At 46.0% G+C, this 17,674-nt stretch carries 17 protein-coding genes and 1 riboswitch; of the genes, 8 read left to right on the top strand and 9 right to left on the bottom strand.

Annotation, left to right across the window (positions count from 1 at the left end):
* Positions 1–262 precede the first annotated feature (262 nt).
* Together D3H55_RS22275 and D3H55_RS22270 are read right to left on the bottom strand one after the other, a co-directional pair.
* Positions 263–1,303 (bottom strand): alpha/beta fold hydrolase, encoded by a 1,041-nt coding sequence (locus D3H55_RS22275; RefSeq protein WP_119549519.1) that lies wholly within the window; start codon positions 1,301–1,303, stop codon positions 263–265.
* Complete coding sequence (locus D3H55_RS22270) at positions 1,296–1,844, bottom strand: hypothetical protein (protein ID WP_119549518.1); 549 nt, start codon at positions 1,842–1,844, stop codon at positions 1,296–1,298. The genes D3H55_RS22275 and D3H55_RS22270 overlap by 8 nt, the downstream gene beginning before the upstream one ends.
* 233 nt (positions 1,845–2,077) lie before the next feature.
* On the opposite strand from D3H55_RS22270, the gene D3H55_RS22265 reads away from it, so the two are divergent.
* Together D3H55_RS22265 and D3H55_RS22260 are read left to right on the top strand one after the other, a co-directional pair.
* A complete protein-coding gene (locus D3H55_RS22265) occupies positions 2,078–2,320 on the top strand; it encodes a hypothetical protein (RefSeq protein WP_119549517.1) in 243 nt (80 codons plus the stop codon).
* Positions 2,321–2,447: 127 nt separating this feature from the next.
* On the top strand, positions 2,448–3,317 hold the full coding sequence (locus D3H55_RS22260; protein WP_119549516.1) for a proline iminopeptidase-family hydrolase: 870 nt from the start codon (positions 2,448–2,450) through the stop codon (positions 3,315–3,317).
* Between the two features lie 212 nt (positions 3,318–3,529).
* On the opposite strand, the gene D3H55_RS22255 is transcribed toward D3H55_RS22260, so the two are convergent.
* The 4 genes from D3H55_RS22255 to D3H55_RS22240 all read right to left on the bottom strand — a co-directional run bounded on the left by D3H55_RS22255 (position 3,530) and on the right by D3H55_RS22240 (position 8,002).
* Positions 3,530–5,245, bottom strand: coding sequence for an ATP-binding protein (locus D3H55_RS22255; RefSeq protein WP_119549515.1), 1,716 nt, complete (start codon positions 5,243–5,245; stop codon positions 3,530–3,532).
* Between the two features lie 180 nt (positions 5,246–5,425).
* Positions 5,426–6,256 carry a manganese catalase gene (locus tag D3H55_RS22250; RefSeq protein WP_119549514.1) on the bottom strand — a complete coding sequence of 277 codons (831 nt, stop codon included), beginning with the start codon at positions 6,254–6,256 and terminating at the stop codon, positions 5,426–5,428.
* Between the two features lie 282 nt (positions 6,257–6,538).
* Entirely contained in the window at positions 6,539–7,141 is a 603-nt protein-coding gene (locus D3H55_RS22245) for an NADPH-dependent FMN reductase (protein ID WP_119549513.1), read from the bottom strand.
* 21 nt (positions 7,142–7,162) lie between these two features.
* A complete protein-coding gene (locus D3H55_RS22240; RefSeq protein ID WP_119549512.1) occupies positions 7,163–8,002 on the bottom strand; it encodes a VOC family protein in 840 nt (279 codons plus the stop codon).
* A gap of 153 nt (positions 8,003–8,155) precedes the next feature.
* On the opposite strand from D3H55_RS22240, the gene D3H55_RS22235 reads away from it, so the two are divergent.
* The 4 genes from D3H55_RS22235 to D3H55_RS22220 all read left to right on the top strand — a co-directional run bounded on the left by D3H55_RS22235 (position 8,156) and on the right by D3H55_RS22220 (position 12,921).
* Positions 8,156–8,479 (top strand): winged helix-turn-helix transcriptional regulator, encoded by a 324-nt coding sequence (locus D3H55_RS22235; RefSeq protein ID WP_119549511.1) that lies wholly within the window; start codon positions 8,156–8,158, stop codon positions 8,477–8,479.
* Positions 8,480–8,594: 115 nt separating this feature from the next.
* Positions 8,595–9,086, top strand: a complete 492-nt coding sequence (locus tag D3H55_RS22230) for a TspO/MBR family protein (RefSeq protein WP_119549510.1) — start codon at positions 8,595–8,597, stop codon at positions 9,084–9,086.
* Between the two features lie 376 nt (positions 9,087–9,462).
* A complete protein-coding gene (locus D3H55_RS22225; protein ID WP_119549509.1) occupies positions 9,463–11,019 on the top strand; it encodes a BCCT family transporter in 1,557 nt (518 codons plus the stop codon).
* A 393-nt stretch (positions 11,020–11,412) separates the two neighbouring features.
* Complete coding sequence (locus tag D3H55_RS22220) at positions 11,413–12,921, top strand: MDR family MFS transporter (protein WP_119549508.1); 1,509 nt, start codon at positions 11,413–11,415, stop codon at positions 12,919–12,921.
* Between the two features lie 76 nt (positions 12,922–12,997).
* Here the strand turns inward: D3H55_RS22220 and D3H55_RS22215 are convergent, their stop codons facing one another.
* Together D3H55_RS22215 and D3H55_RS22210 are read right to left on the bottom strand one after the other, a co-directional pair.
* Positions 12,998–14,317, bottom strand: a complete 1,320-nt coding sequence (locus tag D3H55_RS22215) for a sensor histidine kinase (protein ID WP_168413223.1) — start codon at positions 14,315–14,317, stop codon at positions 12,998–13,000.
* A 140-nt stretch (positions 14,318–14,457) separates the two neighbouring features.
* Positions 14,458–14,739 carry a hypothetical protein gene (locus D3H55_RS22210; RefSeq protein ID WP_119549506.1) on the bottom strand — a complete coding sequence of 94 codons (282 nt, stop codon included), beginning with the start codon at positions 14,737–14,739 and terminating at the stop codon, positions 14,458–14,460.
* 177 nt (positions 14,740–14,916) lie between these two features.
* Here D3H55_RS22210 and D3H55_RS22205 point away from each other — a divergent pair, with 177 nt between their 5' ends.
* On the top strand, positions 14,917–15,792 hold the full coding sequence (locus D3H55_RS22205) for an AraC family transcriptional regulator (protein WP_119549505.1): 876 nt from the start codon (positions 14,917–14,919) through the stop codon (positions 15,790–15,792).
* A 340-nt stretch (positions 15,793–16,132) separates the two neighbouring features.
* Here D3H55_RS22205 and thiT read toward each other — a convergent pair whose 3' ends face one another.
* Positions 16,133–16,729 carry an energy-coupled thiamine transporter ThiT gene (gene thiT, locus D3H55_RS22200; protein WP_119549504.1) on the bottom strand — a complete coding sequence of 199 codons (597 nt, stop codon included), beginning with the start codon at positions 16,727–16,729 and terminating at the stop codon, positions 16,133–16,135.
* Between the two features lie 74 nt (positions 16,730–16,803).
* Positions 16,804–16,905: riboswitch (TPP riboswitch) on the bottom strand.
* A 159-nt stretch (positions 16,906–17,064) separates the two neighbouring features.
* Here thiT and D3H55_RS24775 point away from each other — a divergent pair.
* The coding region (locus tag D3H55_RS24775) for a hypothetical protein (RefSeq protein WP_420808784.1) at positions 17,065–17,674 on the top strand (610 nt) is incomplete at its 3' end.

Genomic DNA, 17,674 nt, shown 5'->3' with positions numbered 1-17,674 from the left:
TGTCAGCGAGACCTGACTGCAGGTGTTTTTTATTTGGGCTTTTTCCAAATATAGTGCTGCTTTCAGAGAAATCCCAGGTGCCGGATTTTTTCCCTGTATTCAAAGGTTTTACTATCGAAAAAGAATGAGCAGCTCTTTTCTTTCCTGGTCACCGGAGTTTTTACGGCAATTTACCAGGACTTTATTTGAAATTTATAGTGAATAGCAACAAAGTTTACGAAAAGAGCCTGACGAAAAGAGCTTTTCAAACCAAAGACAATAATCAATTCGACCTCTCGGGCAGCCAGTCAGCAAGGAATTTCGGCAGTCCTTTTCCTTTGACGGCCATGGTGGTGTGCCCCCCTGTAACAGGACAGTAGGTTTTGTCCTTGCTGGAAACGACATCTGCTAAGCCTTTGCTCAGCACATCCGGTACAAGCCGGTCGTGCTTTCCAGCGACTACGAGAAGATTGGCGCAAATGTTTGAAGGTGATGCTTTTTTTCCCCGGATCGTCAGTGTGTTCTTCATGAATTTGTTTTCTTTGACTATATCATTCCCAAGCTGAAGCATGGCCGCCTCCGAAAATCCGACATGGTCGTTTGTCCATTTATTGAAACGTCTCCAGCTGGCAACGTATTCTTTGTCATATGCTTTATTTAGAAGGGAGAGGTAGTGGCTGAAGTAGATTGGCGAACTGGCGGCACGGAGGCCGATCTTCATCAGTTTCGGGGGGATTGCCCCATTGAGTCTCATCAGGTTTTCAATATCGATATCATTTTCCCGTATATATTCGACCCATTGATCGAATTTTGGGGAATCCGAGAAATCAATCGGTGCTACACAGATGATGAGGTTCCGGATCGGCTCTTGGGCAATCGAGGCATAAATGGCAGCCAGGGTGCCGCCGACGCAGTACCCGATGACTGTGATTTCTTCAGCTCCTGAATGGGCAAGCGCTTTTCGGACAGCCCTTTGGATATAGTCGATGATATAATCATCAATCGTAATATCCTGATCTTCAAAGGCAGGAGATCCGAATTCCAGCAGGTACACATCGAATCCATTCTCAACAAATGCTTCAATCATGCTTGCCCCGGGAGCCATATCCAGAACATAGGCTTTATTCACAAGCGAGTATACGAGGAACAACGGAACCTTATACTTCTTATTAGATGAAGGATAGTACCACAGAGCGGCCTTGTTCTTCTTCCATACAGCAGTTCTGGGTGTCGGGCCGACTGCCGGTTCCGGGTCGGTCCAAATACTGAAGAAACCCTTCCAGCGTTCAATCTCCTTTTGGGAATCGAACTCTGGATTATTCATCTTTCTTTTTCCTTTGCAGCATGTCGAGGAGCTGGAATATATCCATATTCCGGATTTTTGCTGAAGTGGCTTCCGGTTTAAGTGAATTTGCAGCCATCTCTTTTAAAGCTTCTAGCCTTTCTATCCGTTCCTGGATGGAATCTTCCCATTGTTTCGACTCTAAATCCAGAGTATCCGATACGGAAGCATCTGTCTGTGATGATTGAAGGGGCTGTTCCTTGTTCAATCGTTTCACGGTTTCCGTCAGTTCTTCAACCTGGTCGCTCAGCACATCGACTTTTTCTTCTACTTGGATGATCAGTTTCGAGATATTGGCCAAATCCTGCTTTGTGGGAACATTGAGGTGCGGTGAAGCCGCCTCATGCAGCTCCTGCAGCAGGGAGGTCAGCTTGCTTTGTCCCGTTTTAAAAATGGAAGCTGCAGCTGCGAACTCTTTCTTGTTCAAATACTTATGAATATACTCATTGAGGTGGTTTTCAAGCTGGAATCCCGCATTCCGCAGGGATTCATATAAATCGGATGGAATTTTTTCCTTTGCCATTCTGACTCTTCCTTTCTATTAAAAGTGTTTTTCTGCGGGAGGCTTCCCTTTTATAGAAAATCAAAATCGGCCTCCATTTATTATAAACAAGCTGTATCTTCACTGTTCCAAAATTGGTGGTTCTGCCTGAGCCTCTTTACAGGATGGCAGCAGGGACATGGACAAGTACCGCGTCGTCCTGAAAGGTGGCTGCATACACTATTGAATCTTGTGAAAAAGGAGAGCCGGAGAATATGACTGAAAGAGAGATGGAAGAAATTTTTAAATTGTATGGACATTCCAATATGTATGAAAAGCTGAAGAATAAATTGATGCTTTCCTCCCTGCTGGATGATGAGGGCAGTGAATTGCTGGAATCATTCTTTTCTTCATATGATTTTCGTCAGGGTGCAGCCATGAGTTATGAAGAATTTGAATTTCATATCCGTGTATTCAAAATGCTGGAGAAACGGGAAGTGCTTCCGAAGGTCTATTAGAAGGTAAATCAGGAGGCAGGAATTGCAGCCTGTCTCCTGATTTGCAGGTTTTTGAAAAGGAATTCCTGCTCTTATGATAGAATTCCTTTATGATAGAGATTTTTAATTGGTTGGGAGGAAAAGAGTTATGAAGATTGAGGAAGGATTTGTTGAAGTGACAGGCGGAAAGGTCTGGTATCAGATACATAACAAGGAATCCGGGAACACTCCTGTGGTCATCCTGCATGGAGGTCCGGGATCCTCACATTATTCCATGCAGGGGCTCCGGATCCTTGCAGAAGATCGTCCAGTCATATTTTATGACCAGCTGGGATGCGGCAGGTCTGACCGTCCGGATGACAAATCCCTGTGGAACATCGACCGGTTTGTGGACGAATTGGAGCAGGTGAAGGACGGGCTGGGGATTGATGAATTCCATATCCTTGGCCACTCATGGGGAACGACACTGGCCGCTGCTTATTATTTAGCCAAACCGGAAGGCGTAAAGAGCATCATATTCTCTAGTCCATGCTTGAGCGCGCCGATGTGGGCAGAGGATCAAGAGGAAAACCGCAGGCTGCTGCCGGGTGACGTGCAGGAAGCGCTGAAGAGAAATGAAGAAAATGGGACAACGGATTCTGATGAGTATAAGAAAGCGACAGAAGTGTTCAATAAACATTTTGTCTGCCGGCTTGATCCCTATCCGGAGTTTCTGAAAAAAGGCAGGGAGTTCCGTGGGCCGGAAGTTTATAATCATATGTGGGGCCCGTCTGAATTTCACGTCACGGGCAATCTGAAAAGCTTTGACTGCACAGATCAGCTGAAGAATTTTAATGTACCGGTTTTGTATACATGCGGCCGCTTTGATGAAGCGACTCCCAAGTCGACGGAATATTTCAGTACATTGACACCCGGCGCGAAGTTCCATGTATTTGAGAAAAGTGCCCATATGCCTTATATCGAAGAGACGGAAGAGTATATGCATGTGATGAGTGAATATCTGAAGAGTGTGGATTAAGAAGGCTCTTTTCGTAAACTTTGTTGCAATTCACTATAAATTTCAAATATAGTCCTGGTAAATCGTCGTAAAAGCCCCGGTGAGCAGGGAAGAAAAGAGCTGCTCGTTCATGTTCTAGAGTAAAAACTTTGAATACAGGGGAAAATCCGGCACCTGGGGTTTTTTCGAAAGCAACAATATATGCGAAAACAGCCATTGAGGAAGAGCCAGGTTCAATGCTGAACCTGGCCATTTTTAGGCAAGGAAACTGAAAAGGTAGTTCCTGTATCAATCTTGCTGCTGACTTCCAAGGTGCCTCCATGGTTTTCAATGATCTGGTAACAAACCATCAGTCCTATTCCCGTTCCCTTCTCTTTTGTCGTGAAGAAAGGTTCCCCCAATTTGCTCAGAACTTCCTCTGGAATCCCTTTTCCCTGGTCTGTGATCCGGATGTTCACATTTCTCTCCTGCTCCTTGATCACAAGCGCTATCTTACCGCCATTCTCCATAGCCTCAATAGCATTTTTGATAATATTGATGAAGACCTGTTTGATCTTATTGTTATCACAATGGATGAAAAGTTCTTTCTCACTGCAGTCCAGCAGCATTTCAATATTCCCCATGTTGGTATGTGAAGAAAGAAGTAATTGTACATCTTTTACAATTTGAACGACATTGTGATCACTCCGTTTTTCAGCCTGAGGCTTGGCCAATGTCAGCAGTTCATTGGATATCTCTTCAATCCTCGAAAGTTCATCGGCTATCACATTATAATAATATTGATTTTCCTGGGAAGTGCTTTTAAGCAGTTGAAAGAAGCCTTTGACGGCTGTGAGGGGATTCCTTAATTCATGGGCAATACTGGCTGCAAGCTGGCCGGCAATATTTTTCTTTTCAGAGCGGATGATGAGCAATTCATTTTCCTTTTCCTTGGTGATATCGATATATGAATGAAGAACTGCTTCCTCATTATTAAAGAGAAGGTCTATGGAATTCACGAAGTACTGCCGTGGAGGTTCATGCTCACTTGTAAAGTGATACTCCTGCACTTGTCCTGACTTGTCGTTTTGTTCCTCACAGATTTTAAAGGAGTCGTTCAGCCCTTTTTTCGAACTTCCAGAGATAATATTTTCCAATGCACTATCATTTGAAAAGAGAACGCCTTTATCTGTCCTGATGATGACAGGGATAGGCAGTTTATTAATGATGTTTCGGATTTTCCCCTCTCCATCTTTAATGATTTGATTCCTTACCTTTTCCAGGCTGTTTTCCACAATCAGCTTTTTGTCAGCTTCTTTTAAAAGCAGGTATCGGTCATCTATCTGCCGGAGTCTAAGAAGCTCTTTTTCTGTTGTGAAATCATGATTTTGCGGATTATAAAATACGGATTTGACATAGGTCTCGTCAGTCATTAAGTGTGTATGGGTCTTCAATAACTCATTCTGCAGGTAGGCAGGGGTTTTCAAGGCATTGTAAGAACAGACAGAACTCACACTTTCCGCTATGATGAATTCATTGCATTGGCATTCATAGTTTCTGATGTTCTCCAGGTTTGGCTCATGGAGAGGGATTACCGGGCTTCCCCAGGTACGTATGGAGAAGTTACTTTCAATGAAGGGGCGTAACAGGGTGTTTAGTTTTTTGGAGGCATTCGAAACGTTTGTATCGTCCCACCCAATATAAAACCGGCCAGCTTCAATGCAAATCAGGTTTTTGAAGCAGCTGTCAGGAAGTCCTTTTTCCCTCAGTTTCTCCTTAATGATGCTGAGAATCTCTTCAGTATCGATGAAAAGCACGGCGCAGCCATTGCGTAAGCCTTCATATATATACTGAAACGCATTAGCAATATACTGTGTTTCGTCGGTATACATGTAAAGGATATGTGCTCCCTGTCTTTTAAATTCATAATTGCTTATCAGTTCATTAACTGGATGAAGAGTCAGTTGCATAAAGTTTCCCGCCTGCCGGTTTAGATTTTGATAAAAAATTCCTGCTATTGACTGAATATTCCTTCATCCATTAATAGTAACATGGAATTACCTGTAATTCCATGAATATCCAGTGTCCGATGTGCTGGTTGATACAAAAAAACAGGAGACAGCCCGGCTGTCTCCTGTTTTAGGTCTCTATTATTTTTTCGGGGGCGGGGTATTGTGAAGAGCAGCCGGTGCCGGTTTAAGCTCCAGCGGACCGCCGACGATTTTCGGATGATCCACATATTCAAACTGCTTGCCGTCCGGGCTTGCGCCTGTTGCCCAGCTTCCCTCGCGGCTTTCTTCGCCCTCGGAATAATTGAATAACTGATGGGAGAATCCCTCGGCTTCCTTGTCCTCTTTGACTGTGGTAGGAACGATGATGCCGCCTTCTTCTTCAGCCAGTTCCTGAAGAGCCGCAATCCATTGATTCTGATGCATTGTGTCACGTGCGATGAGATAAGAAAGCATCTCTTTGACGCCCGGGTCGTCCGTCATTTCATAGAGGCGGGCAGCCTGCAGGCGTCCCTGGGATTCAGCGTTCAGATTGGCACGGAAGTCAGCCATCAAGTTTCCGCTCGCAATGATATAATCAGCAGTCCAGCGGTTGCCGTTGCTGTCTGCAGGCATGGCTCCCATTCCGGCCACGATGGCATGCTGAGGGTTCATACCGCCAAGCACAGCCTCGATTACTGGATCCTTTGCGGCTTTTTCCTGCTCTTCAACAGGGGCACCGTCCAATAATCTGGCCACCATCGTTGCTAAAAGTTCCACGTGGCCGATTTCCTCTGTTCCTGTATCCATGATTAAATCTTTATATTTCTCATGCTTGCCTCTCGTATTCCAGCCTTGGAATAAATACTGCATGAAGATTGTCATTTCACCATATTGGCCGCCGATCAATTCCTGTAATTTCTTCGCGAATAAGGGGTCTGAACTTTGAGGCTTTGCGTCAAATACCAATTGCTTTCTGTGTAAAAACGCCACTGACGTTAACCACCTTTCAAATTATTGGAATTATTGTGTACGCTTGTTTGATTCCACTTTTTGCGAAAAGCTAAACTGGAAATTCCGATAAAGTGTATAGAGAATGACAGGAAGATTCTGTAAGGTAAATAAAGTGTGGACGGAAAGGGGCACGCGCAACGGGAGCCTCGATATTGATTTCTCAGGAGGGAGAAGATATTCCATGAGGAAAGAGAGTCCCTGGAATTACAAGACAACACAAAAAGCCGCCTGCTTGAAGAAAGCAGACGGCTGTACGTCAAATCAGTTTCTGATTGTTTTCAAAGCTCCGCTCCAGGACTCCACTTCGTCAAGCATGGCATTGACGTTTGTGAAGTGAAGGTCCTGAGGCTTGAATTCTGACCAGTTTTCAAAGTCTGTGAATAAAGACAGTGTCGGATGAGTGCGGACATCGGCTACTTTTAATTCGCCAAGGATGCCGCGAAGGTGTTCAGCTGCACGCGCGCCGCCTGTTGAACCGTAGCTGACAATCCCGGCTGCTTTGTTGTTCCATGCTTCACGTGCGAAATCGATGGCATTCTTCAATGCGCCGGAAATGCTGTGATTGTATTCCTGGACGATGAAGACAAATCCGTCAAGGCTTGCAAGCTTTTCGTTCCAAGCGGCAATTCCCGGCTCTGTTCCGTCTGTTGTTCCTAAGAACGGCAGGTTGAAATCTGCGATATCGACGATTTCATAGTTTGCATTTTCACGTCCATCAGCGAGGCCTTTTACCCAGTTTCCTACTTGCGGGCTTACGCGTCCTTCGCGAGTGCTTCCCAAGATGATTCCGATGTTCAGTTTTTCATTAGTCATTGTTGTTTCCTCCTCTAATTTCTTTCTAAATAAGTTAGTTAAAATTCCCATGATGATCGTCACCTGCTGTTCCTAAATTTCCAAAAAGATGCGGTTGCCTGAAGGGTCTTCAGTCATGAAGTCTTCTGTTACATCAGCACCGATACTCTTCAGCTGATTTACAATTGCTTTTCTTGTTTCCTCGTTTGGCAGCACTAATGTGTACGATTGAAGTCCTGTACTGTTAGCTGCAGGTTGAGGGGCGCCGACACCATTCCAGGTATTTAATCCGATATGGTGATGGTAGCGGCCTGTTGAGATGAAAAGAGCTTGATTTCCATATCGGCTGACCACGTCAAAGCCAAGTCCTTGTGTGTAAAATTTTTCCGTCCCGGCGAGTTCGGATACATGCAGGTGGATATGTCCCATGACGGTTTCAGCTGGGAGGCCGTTCCAATGGTGTGATCTCTTAATGGAAAGAAGATCATCAAAGTCCAAAGGGTCAACGGTCATATTTACCTCACCATTATTCCAGCCCCATTCCCGGGAAGGGCGGTCTGCATAGATTTCAATCCCGTTACCATCCGGATCGGAAAAGTATAGCGCTTCGCTGACCAGGTGATCTGATGAACCGAAGCGAAGCCCGATTTCAGCAAAGTGCTGGACGATATTCGCTAAGTCCGAGCGTTTAGGCAGAAGGAGCGCAAAATGATATAATCCCGTCGTTCTGCCCGCGCATGGAATGATGTCTTCAGGCTGTTCAAGGATCAGAAGTGAAGTTGTGCCGTCTGCGGTCAAGGTGGCAGTTTGCTCCGTCTGGCTCAAAACTTTAAAGCCGACTGCTTCCTTATAAAAGAGAATGGAACGTTCCAGGTTGTGAACCTTTAAGTGAACTTTTCCGACAAATGTCAGGGGTTCTTGATGGAAATTCACTGTGACACCTCCTAGTTGTACGTTTTATTATTAAGTTACTTTATGTAACTGATTATATTTTAGGAACTTAATTACGTCAAGTACCTTTTTAGATAAAAGTAATTTAGTTTCGAATACAAATTGGGTATAATGGAAGACAAGGAGTTGATCTCGATGGATACATCAATTTGTCCAAGGTTCGAAAAAGCCATGGGGATCCTGAGCCAAAGGTGGACTGGCATCATAGTGTACCAGCTTCTGGGCGGACCGCAGCGATTCAGCGCAATCAGTTCCGATACCGGCGTCAGTAACCGGGTGCTTTCTGAGCGATTGAAGGAACTGGAAAATGAGGGGATCGTTAAGCGCGAGGTCTACCCGGAAACTCCAGTCCGGATTGAATATTCCCTGACAGACAAAGGGTTGGCTTTGGAACCCCTTATCCGTGATATAGAAAAGTGGTCACAGACCTGGTTGGAACCGGAAAGTGAAGCAGAATAGCAGAATATAAGCACTCAGGAGCCTGGTTTTTAGAACCGGGCTTTTTTCTTTGGGGAAATGTTTCTTCCGGGGCGAATTAGGAAACATAAAGAAAAAAGGCTGAGGGGGTGTATGTGTGACTGTTTTTGAAGTGAACGGAAAAGTCGAGAAGGCAAAACTGGCTAGTGATCTGCTCATACCAGTTGTCGGAGGGATGGTGACAGGGTTTCTTGCCACAAAGAATGCCAAGAGCATTTACCGAAACCTGAAGAAGCCCAAAGGTTCCCCGCCAAGCTGGGTGTTCCCGGCAGTATGGACCAGTTTGTATTCGTTGATGGGACTGGCGAATTACCGGGTCTCCATGAAGCAGAAGCCGTCTGTGGCGGATAATATTCTGTATGATATACAACTGGGACTTAATTTCTTGTGGTCATTCCTGTTTTTTAGATGGGGACTTCGCGGGACTGCTTTTACAGAGATCTGTGTCCTGCTGACGATGATTACGCTGACCACGTACAGGTTCTATCAAGAGGATAAAAAAGCAGGGGCGATGATGGTGCCGTACATCCTATGGGTAAGTTATGCGCTCCGCTTGAACTACAGCACCTGGCAGCTTAATAAATCGTAATTCATCAGGCAGTGCGGGGATGTTCCGCACTGTTTTTATGTTGAGGAAACATAAGGTCCCTGCCGCGGGATTCCATAGATATATCGATCTATATGATGGTTGGCCTGCACAAGGGGAAGTCGTTTTTGTGTAGGCCTGTTTGGGTGAAAGATCTACCTCTTCCTTGGCACCGGGGTTTTTCTTTCTGTATAGAAGAGCAGTTATTATCTTTCTTGGTTAATAAGGGGAAATATATGAAAACGGTATTTGCTATGGATGATCTTGGGAAAGGCAGCGAAGTTCATGGAAAGGGCCTTACATAAAGAAGAAGTTTTATGTCTTTTTACGCCGGGTAAATGAATTAAGCTAAATGTCAGAATAATTTATTGGAGGAATTATGAACAGCAGAAGTTTGATTGACTACAAGATTTTCGTTCCATCCCTCCTAATTCTCATAGGTATTGGAACACCACTGGCTCTCTTTGAGTCAGAGTCATTGGAATTATTGAATTCAATTTTTGATTCGATTGTTTCTTTTTTCGGGTGGGGCTATTTATGGTATGGGCTCCTTCTGGTAGGAGCGGCAATTTATTTTTCTTTTTCCAAGTACGGTCAGATTGTATTGGGAGATCCCAATGAAAAACCGCACTTTACAATGTTTGAATACGCCTCCATCCTGATTGCCATGGGTGTGGGTTCGACCATCATGCGGACGGGGATGCTGCAGTGGACATCCGTTGCCAACGAACCGCCGGCAGGTGTGGAACCCGGTTCGGCGGAAGCATTGTTATGGGGTAACGCTTATAGTATGTTTCTCTGGGGCTTCCAGGTATTTGCGATTTTCGTCATGATTGCCCCCGCGATGGGGTATGTTCTTCATGTGAGAAAACGTCCGCTTATGCGGATATCCGAGGCATGCCGCGTGATTTTTGGGGATAAATTCACGGATGGATGGGGAGGCAAAGCCCTGGATGTCCTTTTTCTCGTGAGTATTTTGACAGGAGCTGCCGTAACCCTTGGACTTGGTGCGCCGATCGTAACGTATAATCTATCCACTCTTCTCGATATTGAAGTGACATTCGGTATGACCATCATTGTCACGATTATTTGGGTTTTCCTGTTTTCATTGAGTGCTTATCTCGGAGTTGACAAGGGGATCAAAAGGCTGAGTACCCTGAATATGTATTTAGCGGGAGTTTTTGCTCTTTTCATTTTGGTTGCCGGTCCGGGTGTGTTTATATTGAACTATTTCTCTGATAGTGTTTCTTTTTTGCTATCCAATTATCTTTCGTTCTCATTGAACACAGATTCCGTGCACCGTGGAGGGGCTTCCTACATGCAGAGCAATACGGTTTTCTGGTTTGCATACAGCGCAACCTGGGCGATGCTTCACAGTGTATTTGCGGCCAGGATTTCCAAAGGGAGAACAATTAAGGAAATGATTCTTACGTATTTACTGGCGCCGACATTGTTATCATGGGCGGCGACGGGCGTTCTTGGGGGACTGGGTGTACATCGGTACTTAACCGGGGATTTGGACATTTTGTCATTTGTTCAGGATGAGGAGCGAATGGCAGCTATTCCGGAAATCCTGTCCACCCTTCCATTTGGCAGCATCTCTATAATTGTGTTTATCGTCGTGGCTCTCATTTTTCTGACGACGACGTTGGATTCCACAACCTACACTGTGGCAGCTTATACAAGCACGAGGGACATGAGCAGGTTTGAACCTGCAAAACGGCTGCGGATCATCATTGCGGCTGTCATTACGGTCTTTGCCTTATTGCTTATGAGGATAGGAGGTCTGCCGCCGTTGTCGGTCATTTCAGGGCTGATGGGGCTGCCGGTTATCTTGGTTCAATTTATACTCATATACGCAGCGAAGAAGATGATGGATGAAGATAAAGCCTGGAAGTACAATGTCAAAAGGGATGAGTATGGCAAGGCCTCATAACATTGAAGGAACACCTGTGCTGTTGCTGAAATCTGAAGCAGCACGGGCCTTCAATGTGTTTATGTACTTTAGCGCATTAACGCAAGTGGGGACTGTCCCCACTTGCGTTAATGCGCTAAACCGTCTGGACATTGTCTGGAAGAGGACTATAATGAAGGGGATATCATTTATTTACATAAGGCTCTTTTCGTAACCTTTGTTGCTATTCAATATAAATTTCAACTAATATCCTGGTAAATCGCCGTAAAAACCCCTGGGAGCTGGAAAGAAAAGAGCTGCTCGTTCTTTTTCGAGAGAAAACCTCTGAATACAGGGGAAAAATCCGGCACCTGGGATTTTTCCAAAAGCAACAATATATGCGAAAACAGCCTTACATAAAAAGGGGTGTTTGCGGTGGTCGCAAAGGAAAGTAATATGAACCTCGCGCTTGCGGGGCTGCTGTTGGGGATCCTGATGTCGGCGATGGATAACACGATTGTCGCTACGGCTCTCGGATCGATCGTTTCCGATTTGGGAGGGCTTGATAAATTTGTATGGGTGACTTCAGCTTACATGGTCGCCGTAATGGCAGGGATGCCGATATTCGGCAAGCTGTCGGATATGTATGGGCGAAAACGTTTTTTTATTTTCGGCCTCACTATTTTTCTTATAGGGTCTGCGCTTTGCGGTATTGCCCAGGATATCGTCCAGTTGAGTATTTTCAGGGCAATCCAGGGAATCGGGGGCGGAGCGCTGCTGCCGATTGCGTTTACCATCGTGTTTGATATTTTCCCTCCTGAAAAAAGAGGGAAAATGACAGGAATTCTTGGGGCGGTATTCGGCTCGGCGTCCGTATTCGGTCCGCTGATAGGCGCCTTTTTGACGGACAACCTCAGCTGGCATTGGGTTTTTTATGTGAATGTCCCGATCGGGCTTCTGTCCCTGTTCTTTGTAGTGACTGCGTATAAGGAGTCTCCTGAAAGATCTAAAGAACGCATTGATTGGGGCGGGGCGATTACTCTCGTCGCTGCAGTGGTCAGCCTCATGTTCGCCCTTGAGCTTGGCGGGAATGAGTTCTCCTGGAGTTCATGGCAGATTATCGGTCTGCTGGCTTCCTTTTTGATCTTCTTTATCAGTTTCTTTTTTATTGAACGAAAAGCGGCAGAGCCGATCATTTCTTTCTGGATGTTCAAGAGCCCGCTTTTTGCCTCAGCCCAGGCACTGGCCTTTTTATATGGGTCTGCCTTCATCATCTTGACCATCCTGATCCCGATTTTCGTTCAGTCCGTCTATGGAGGATCGGCGACAAACGCAGGGTTGATCTTGACGCCATTGATGCTTGGATCCGTTGCCGGCAGTGCTGCCGCGGGAATCAGGATGACAAAGAACAGTTACCGCGGCATCATGTGGGTGTCCATCATATCCTTTATTATAGGGATGGCCCTGCTTGCAACAATGGGACCGGAAACAAGCAGATGGCTGCTGACACTGTATATGGTGATAAGCGGTTTTGGCGTAGGATTTTCCTTCTCGCTGCTGCCTAACGCTACTATCCATAAGCTTGAACCTAGGTTTAGGGGTTCGGCCAATTCAACGAATGCCTTCTTCCGTTCACTGGGGATGACAATCGGGATCACAGTCTTCGGGACCCTGCAGACCAAATTCTTCTCCAGTAATCTTGCTTCAGCATTCGAAGGCCAATCAGGCGGCGGTTTTCCGACTGGCGATCCTAGAAGCCTTTTTGAGCCTGAAATGCGGGAAAAGATTCCCGCTGCTGTCCTCGAAAAAATCACAGGCGCAATGTCTGATTCCATCACGGCTACCTTTGCTTACGCATTGATTCCCCTGGTGATTGCACTGGTGTTCGTGTATTTGATGGGAAGCAGCCGGCTTGAAGTTGCAGAAAAACAAAAAGGCAAATAAGAAAGATAAAGACGGTTCCCCTGCATCGGGAACCGTCTTTGTTTATGGGCAAATTGATATTTCCGGGACTTTCAGATCAGACCGGAAATCTGATTTCGAATGTTGTTGTATTGTTTTCTGACTGAACTGAAATCCTCCCATTATATTTCTCAACGATTTGTTTGACTATATAAAGGCCCTGGCCCCTGACTTTTTGACCGGTATTCACTAAGGCTTTTGTGGAGTACCCCGGAGTGAAGATCCTGTCTTTCGTTTCCTCGGAAATCGCACGTCCTGTGTTTAATACTTTGAAAACATATTCCCCGGAGTCCTCATTACACCAAACCTCCAATTTCCGGTCGTCTTTTGGCAGTTCGCTCGCTGCCTCAAGGGCATTATCGATCAGATTGGACAGCAGCTTGATCAAATCGGTCGTTTGTAAACGTTCAAAGGAGGAATCTGCGATATGAAACTCAATGTCGATATTCTGATTTTGCGCAGCAAGTGCTTTTGTCTGAAAAAGAACGGACAAGGCAGGGTTCTTTGGTTGTATAGGCAATCGATAAAGAAGATGCGCCTCTTCACGCATCGAATCCGAATAATCCAAGGCTTCTTGGTGCTTGCCGATTTTCAACAGGCCATTTAAAACCTGAATATGATTGGCAAAATCATGACGCAGGGAACGAACGGATTGGATCAAGGACTCGAGCTCTGTATGATAGGTTTCCTCCGTATCGCCGATTTGTTTTTTTAATTCATGATTGTACCATCTTTGAATGAGTATAAATGCAGTAAGCAGCACAATGACCAGGATACCGCTTAAGATGAATTCCGGGATGCTGTTTCTGATGACAACAACGTCGATCCGGTCCAGTCTGGAAGTGGAAATGTCGATGCTGAGGAATCCGATGGTTTCGCCTTGGCCATTTATAATCGGGCTTCCGGCGGATATGTATTCCCCGTAATGAGGATCCTCAATCTTTCCTGTGTAATAAGGCTTCCCTTCATAGGCGCGCTGGATTTCGTCAGGAGGCACCATGCAGTCCATCCCGATTTCATAATATGGCTGATTGTCCCTTGGAAAACCGGCAATCATGACTTTCGGCCGTGATGCTGAGTCCTCAAAAGCAAGGGTATATACATACAATGCAGCGGTATTTTGCTTGGCTTCGTAAAGGTTCTCACGTATCTGCCAGTAGTCCTCGTTTCTTTCCGGATTTTCAAGGAATCTCTCATAGGCAGCGGTATCCATGGAGTCCGCAATGGAATCTGCCATCTCCAGGGCATTATTCGCCACAGAAATTTCAGCCGCCTTCTTGGCTGTAAAATAAGAAACCAATATATTGGTAGTAGTCAGGCAGATGAGGATTGTAACTGATAGAATGATAATGAGTTTAATCTTGCCGTTAGGTTTCATCATTACAACCTCCTGCTAAAATATTTCTTCTCTACAAAATTCTACATAATTCTACATAAGCTTACAATAGAGAGTTTTGCAATAACATGAATAAAGACGGTTCCCCTGCTTTGTTGTGAGGGAAACCGCCTGCATTTTTACTATCCTTGCGGGTAATAAGGTGTCTGGTAGGTATATGGGTATGGATAGGGATAAGGGTAAGGGACCGGTACCGGGTAGGGGCCGGGAGAGGCAGCTGCTCCCACCGCGAGGCCGGTAAGGGCGCCTGCTCCGAATCCTGGCCCATATCCCCAGCCCGGATGATAGCCGCCATATCCTCCGCCGCCGTGATGCCAGGTCGCCTGGCCGCCGCCGTGCCCCCAGCTTGCGTGCCCTCCGCCGCCATGGACGGGTCTGTGATAATGAAATGGTGTTGAATACATTGTTATCTCCTCCTGGTAACGTTTCAATATTCTATGCACTTATATGGGCAGATGCCTGTAAAATATCTGGAATGAAGGGAAAGCTTAGAAAACGGGGCTTCCTGCAGAATCGGGCAGGGATTGCAGGGGAGCATCAATCGTAACCTGATATTCTATTTTCAGAAGGGAGGTCATTGTATGGATTCACTGCGAAATATGAATAAAGCGCTGGCTTATATTGAAGAACATCTCGATGGGGATGTGAACCTGAAGGAAGCTGCAAAGTATGCGCTCTGTTCGGAATATCATTTCCAGCGAATGTTTTCCTATCTTTCGGGATTCACCTTGACAGAGTATATCCGGCGCAGGCGGCTGACCTGTGCTGCAGCTGAATTGAGGGATAGAGATCTGCGGGTGATCGATGCAGCCCTGAAGTATGGCTACCAATCGCCGGATGCTTTTACACGGGCTTTCAAGGAATACCATGGGATAACGCCGACAGAAGCAAGGGACAATGGCAGTCCTTTAAAAGCCTTCCCGAAAATGACCTTCCAACTAACAATAGATGGAGGGGAAGAAATGAATTATCGAATCGAAGAAAAACAGCCATTCAGCATTGCGGGGATCATGAAAAGAGTACCGATTGTATTCAAGGGTGTTAATACAGAAATTGAAAAAATGTGGAAGGGCTTAAATGGGGACCTGATACAAGAAATGAAGCAATTGTCCAATACTGATCCTTCAGGCATCGTCAGTGCCTCTGTTAATTTTTCAGAAGGCAGAATGGAGGAGAAGGGGGAACTGGACCATTATATCGGGGCAGCCACTACAAGGGAATGCCCTGCCCATTTAGCATCATTGAAGGTTCCAGCCTCGACTTGGGCGGTCTTTGAAGTGGAAGGCCCTTTCCCTGATACACTTCAGAATGTATGGGGAAGGATCTATTCAGAGTGGTTTCCCTCAGCACCTTTTGAGCAGGCAGAAGGTCCGGAAATTTTGTGGAATGAACAGAAAGACATTACGGCCCCAGATTTTAAAAGCGAAATCTGGATCCCTGTAAGTAAAAAGAAGTAAAGGGAAAAAGACGGTACCCCGGACTTGCCGGGATACCGTCTTTTTTAGTGGCTCTTTTCGTAAACTTTGTTGCTATTCAATATAACTTTTCAATAACACCTTGGTAAATCACCGTAAAAATCCCAGTGAGCAGGAAAAAAAAGAGCTGCTCATTCTTTTTCTATAGTAAAAACTTTGAATACAGGGGAAAAATCCGGCACCTGGGATTTTTCCGAAAGCAACAATATATGCGAAAACAGCCTTTTTATTTGTTTGATCGATCACCATGAAAACCCCGCTAAGCAGGGAAGAAGCAATAAGTGCAAAAAACAGAGATTCTTCCCGGAACCAACAGCTTTTTTTATGATGCTTTGCGGTCGATATTCAAAGCTGTATTGTTTGTTTTTAATAATCGCGGAAGGCTTCCCGCAAGCAGTGCCAAGACGATGGAACATAAAATGATCGCGCCAAGCACCGTTGTGCCGTTAACGATAAAAGAATACAGGACAGCTGATTGGCCTTCAGGCGCACTTTCGCCCCAGAAAATGAAACCGGCAACGAAATGCCAGAAGTACCGGGCGATACTGCCAATGACAATCCCTGTGATGACCCAGGCCAGCAGTTTTTTTCGATCTCCATTTCGAAGGCTCTGCTGGACGGGACGGTACAGGAGCCCTGCAAATCCTACAAAAGTGAAGGCTACAAAGTACTCAATCGCGAACTGTAGCGGCGTCAGGAACCAGACATCGCCCATTACCACTTGAAGAAGCCCCCAGAGAAATCCGGAAACCAATCCCACTCTCAATCCCCACCTGAACGCCACGATGAAAATCGGCACCATCGCAAAGGAAATCGAAATCGCCGGCGACAGCCTGATGGATGGCAGCAGATCCAGAATTACCGCAAGTGCAGCGAAAACAGCTGCCTCAATCATTGGTATTAACTTCATTTTTGACATAAAAAAATCCCCCTTCATCCAAGTTGAAATACGACAACCATAAGGGAGAACATGTAAGGCGGACAGACATCGCGCGTCCATCCGGTCCACATCCCTGCGCTAGCATTAACTAACAGGTTCAAAGGGTCAGAACAATGAATTGTTCACTCTCAGCAATCGCTCCCCTTGTGGTTAACGTACTATGTAATTTTCAACTCCCATTATATAGGGGAATCGATGAAAGATAAAGTGTTTTTGTTTAGAAGATTTGATAGTTGGGGTCGCTGACGGAGAAATTCCGGCCGGGGGATTCGGACAGGAAGCGGGTGGTCGCGGGATGTGAGTCCAAATGAAGGGTGGATTCGGACAGAAAGCGCAGGCATCAGGGAAAAAGAGTCCGAATCAGGGGTGGAATCGGACAGAATTGGCTGGCGTCAGGGGAAAAGAGTCCGAATCAGGGGTGGATTCGGACAGAAAGCGCGGAAACCAGGGAAAAAGAGTCCGAAACAAGGGTGGATTCGGACAGAAAGCGCGGAAACCAGGGGAAAAGAGTCCGAATCAGGGGTGGATTCGGACAGAAAGAGTGGAAACCAGGGGAAAAGAGTCCGAATCAGGGGCGGATTCGGACAGGAAGCGGGTGGTCGCGGGATGTGCGTCCAAATGAAGGGTGGATTCGGACAAAAAGCGCAGGCATCAGGGAAAAAGAGTCCGAGTCAGGGGCGGATTCGGACAGAAAGAGAGGAAACGAGGGAAAAAGAGTCCGAATCAGGGGCGGATTCGGACAGAAAGAGGGGAAACGAGGGAAAAAGAGTCCGAATCATAGGCGGATTCGGACAGAAAGAGCGGAAACAAAGGAAAAAGAGTCCGAATCAGGGGTGGATTCGGACAGAAAGAGCGGAAACCAGGGGAAAAGAGTCCGAATCAGGGGCGGATTCGGACAGAATTGGCTGGCGTCAGGGGAAAAGA

Source organism: Bacillus salacetis (assembly GCF_003581585.1).
Classification (GTDB): Bacteria; Bacillota; Bacilli; order Bacillales; family Bacillaceae_B; genus Rossellomorea; species Rossellomorea salacetis.
The sequence above is the reverse complement of the archived record's forward strand: the minus strand, read 5'-3'. Positions and strand labels throughout refer to the sequence as shown.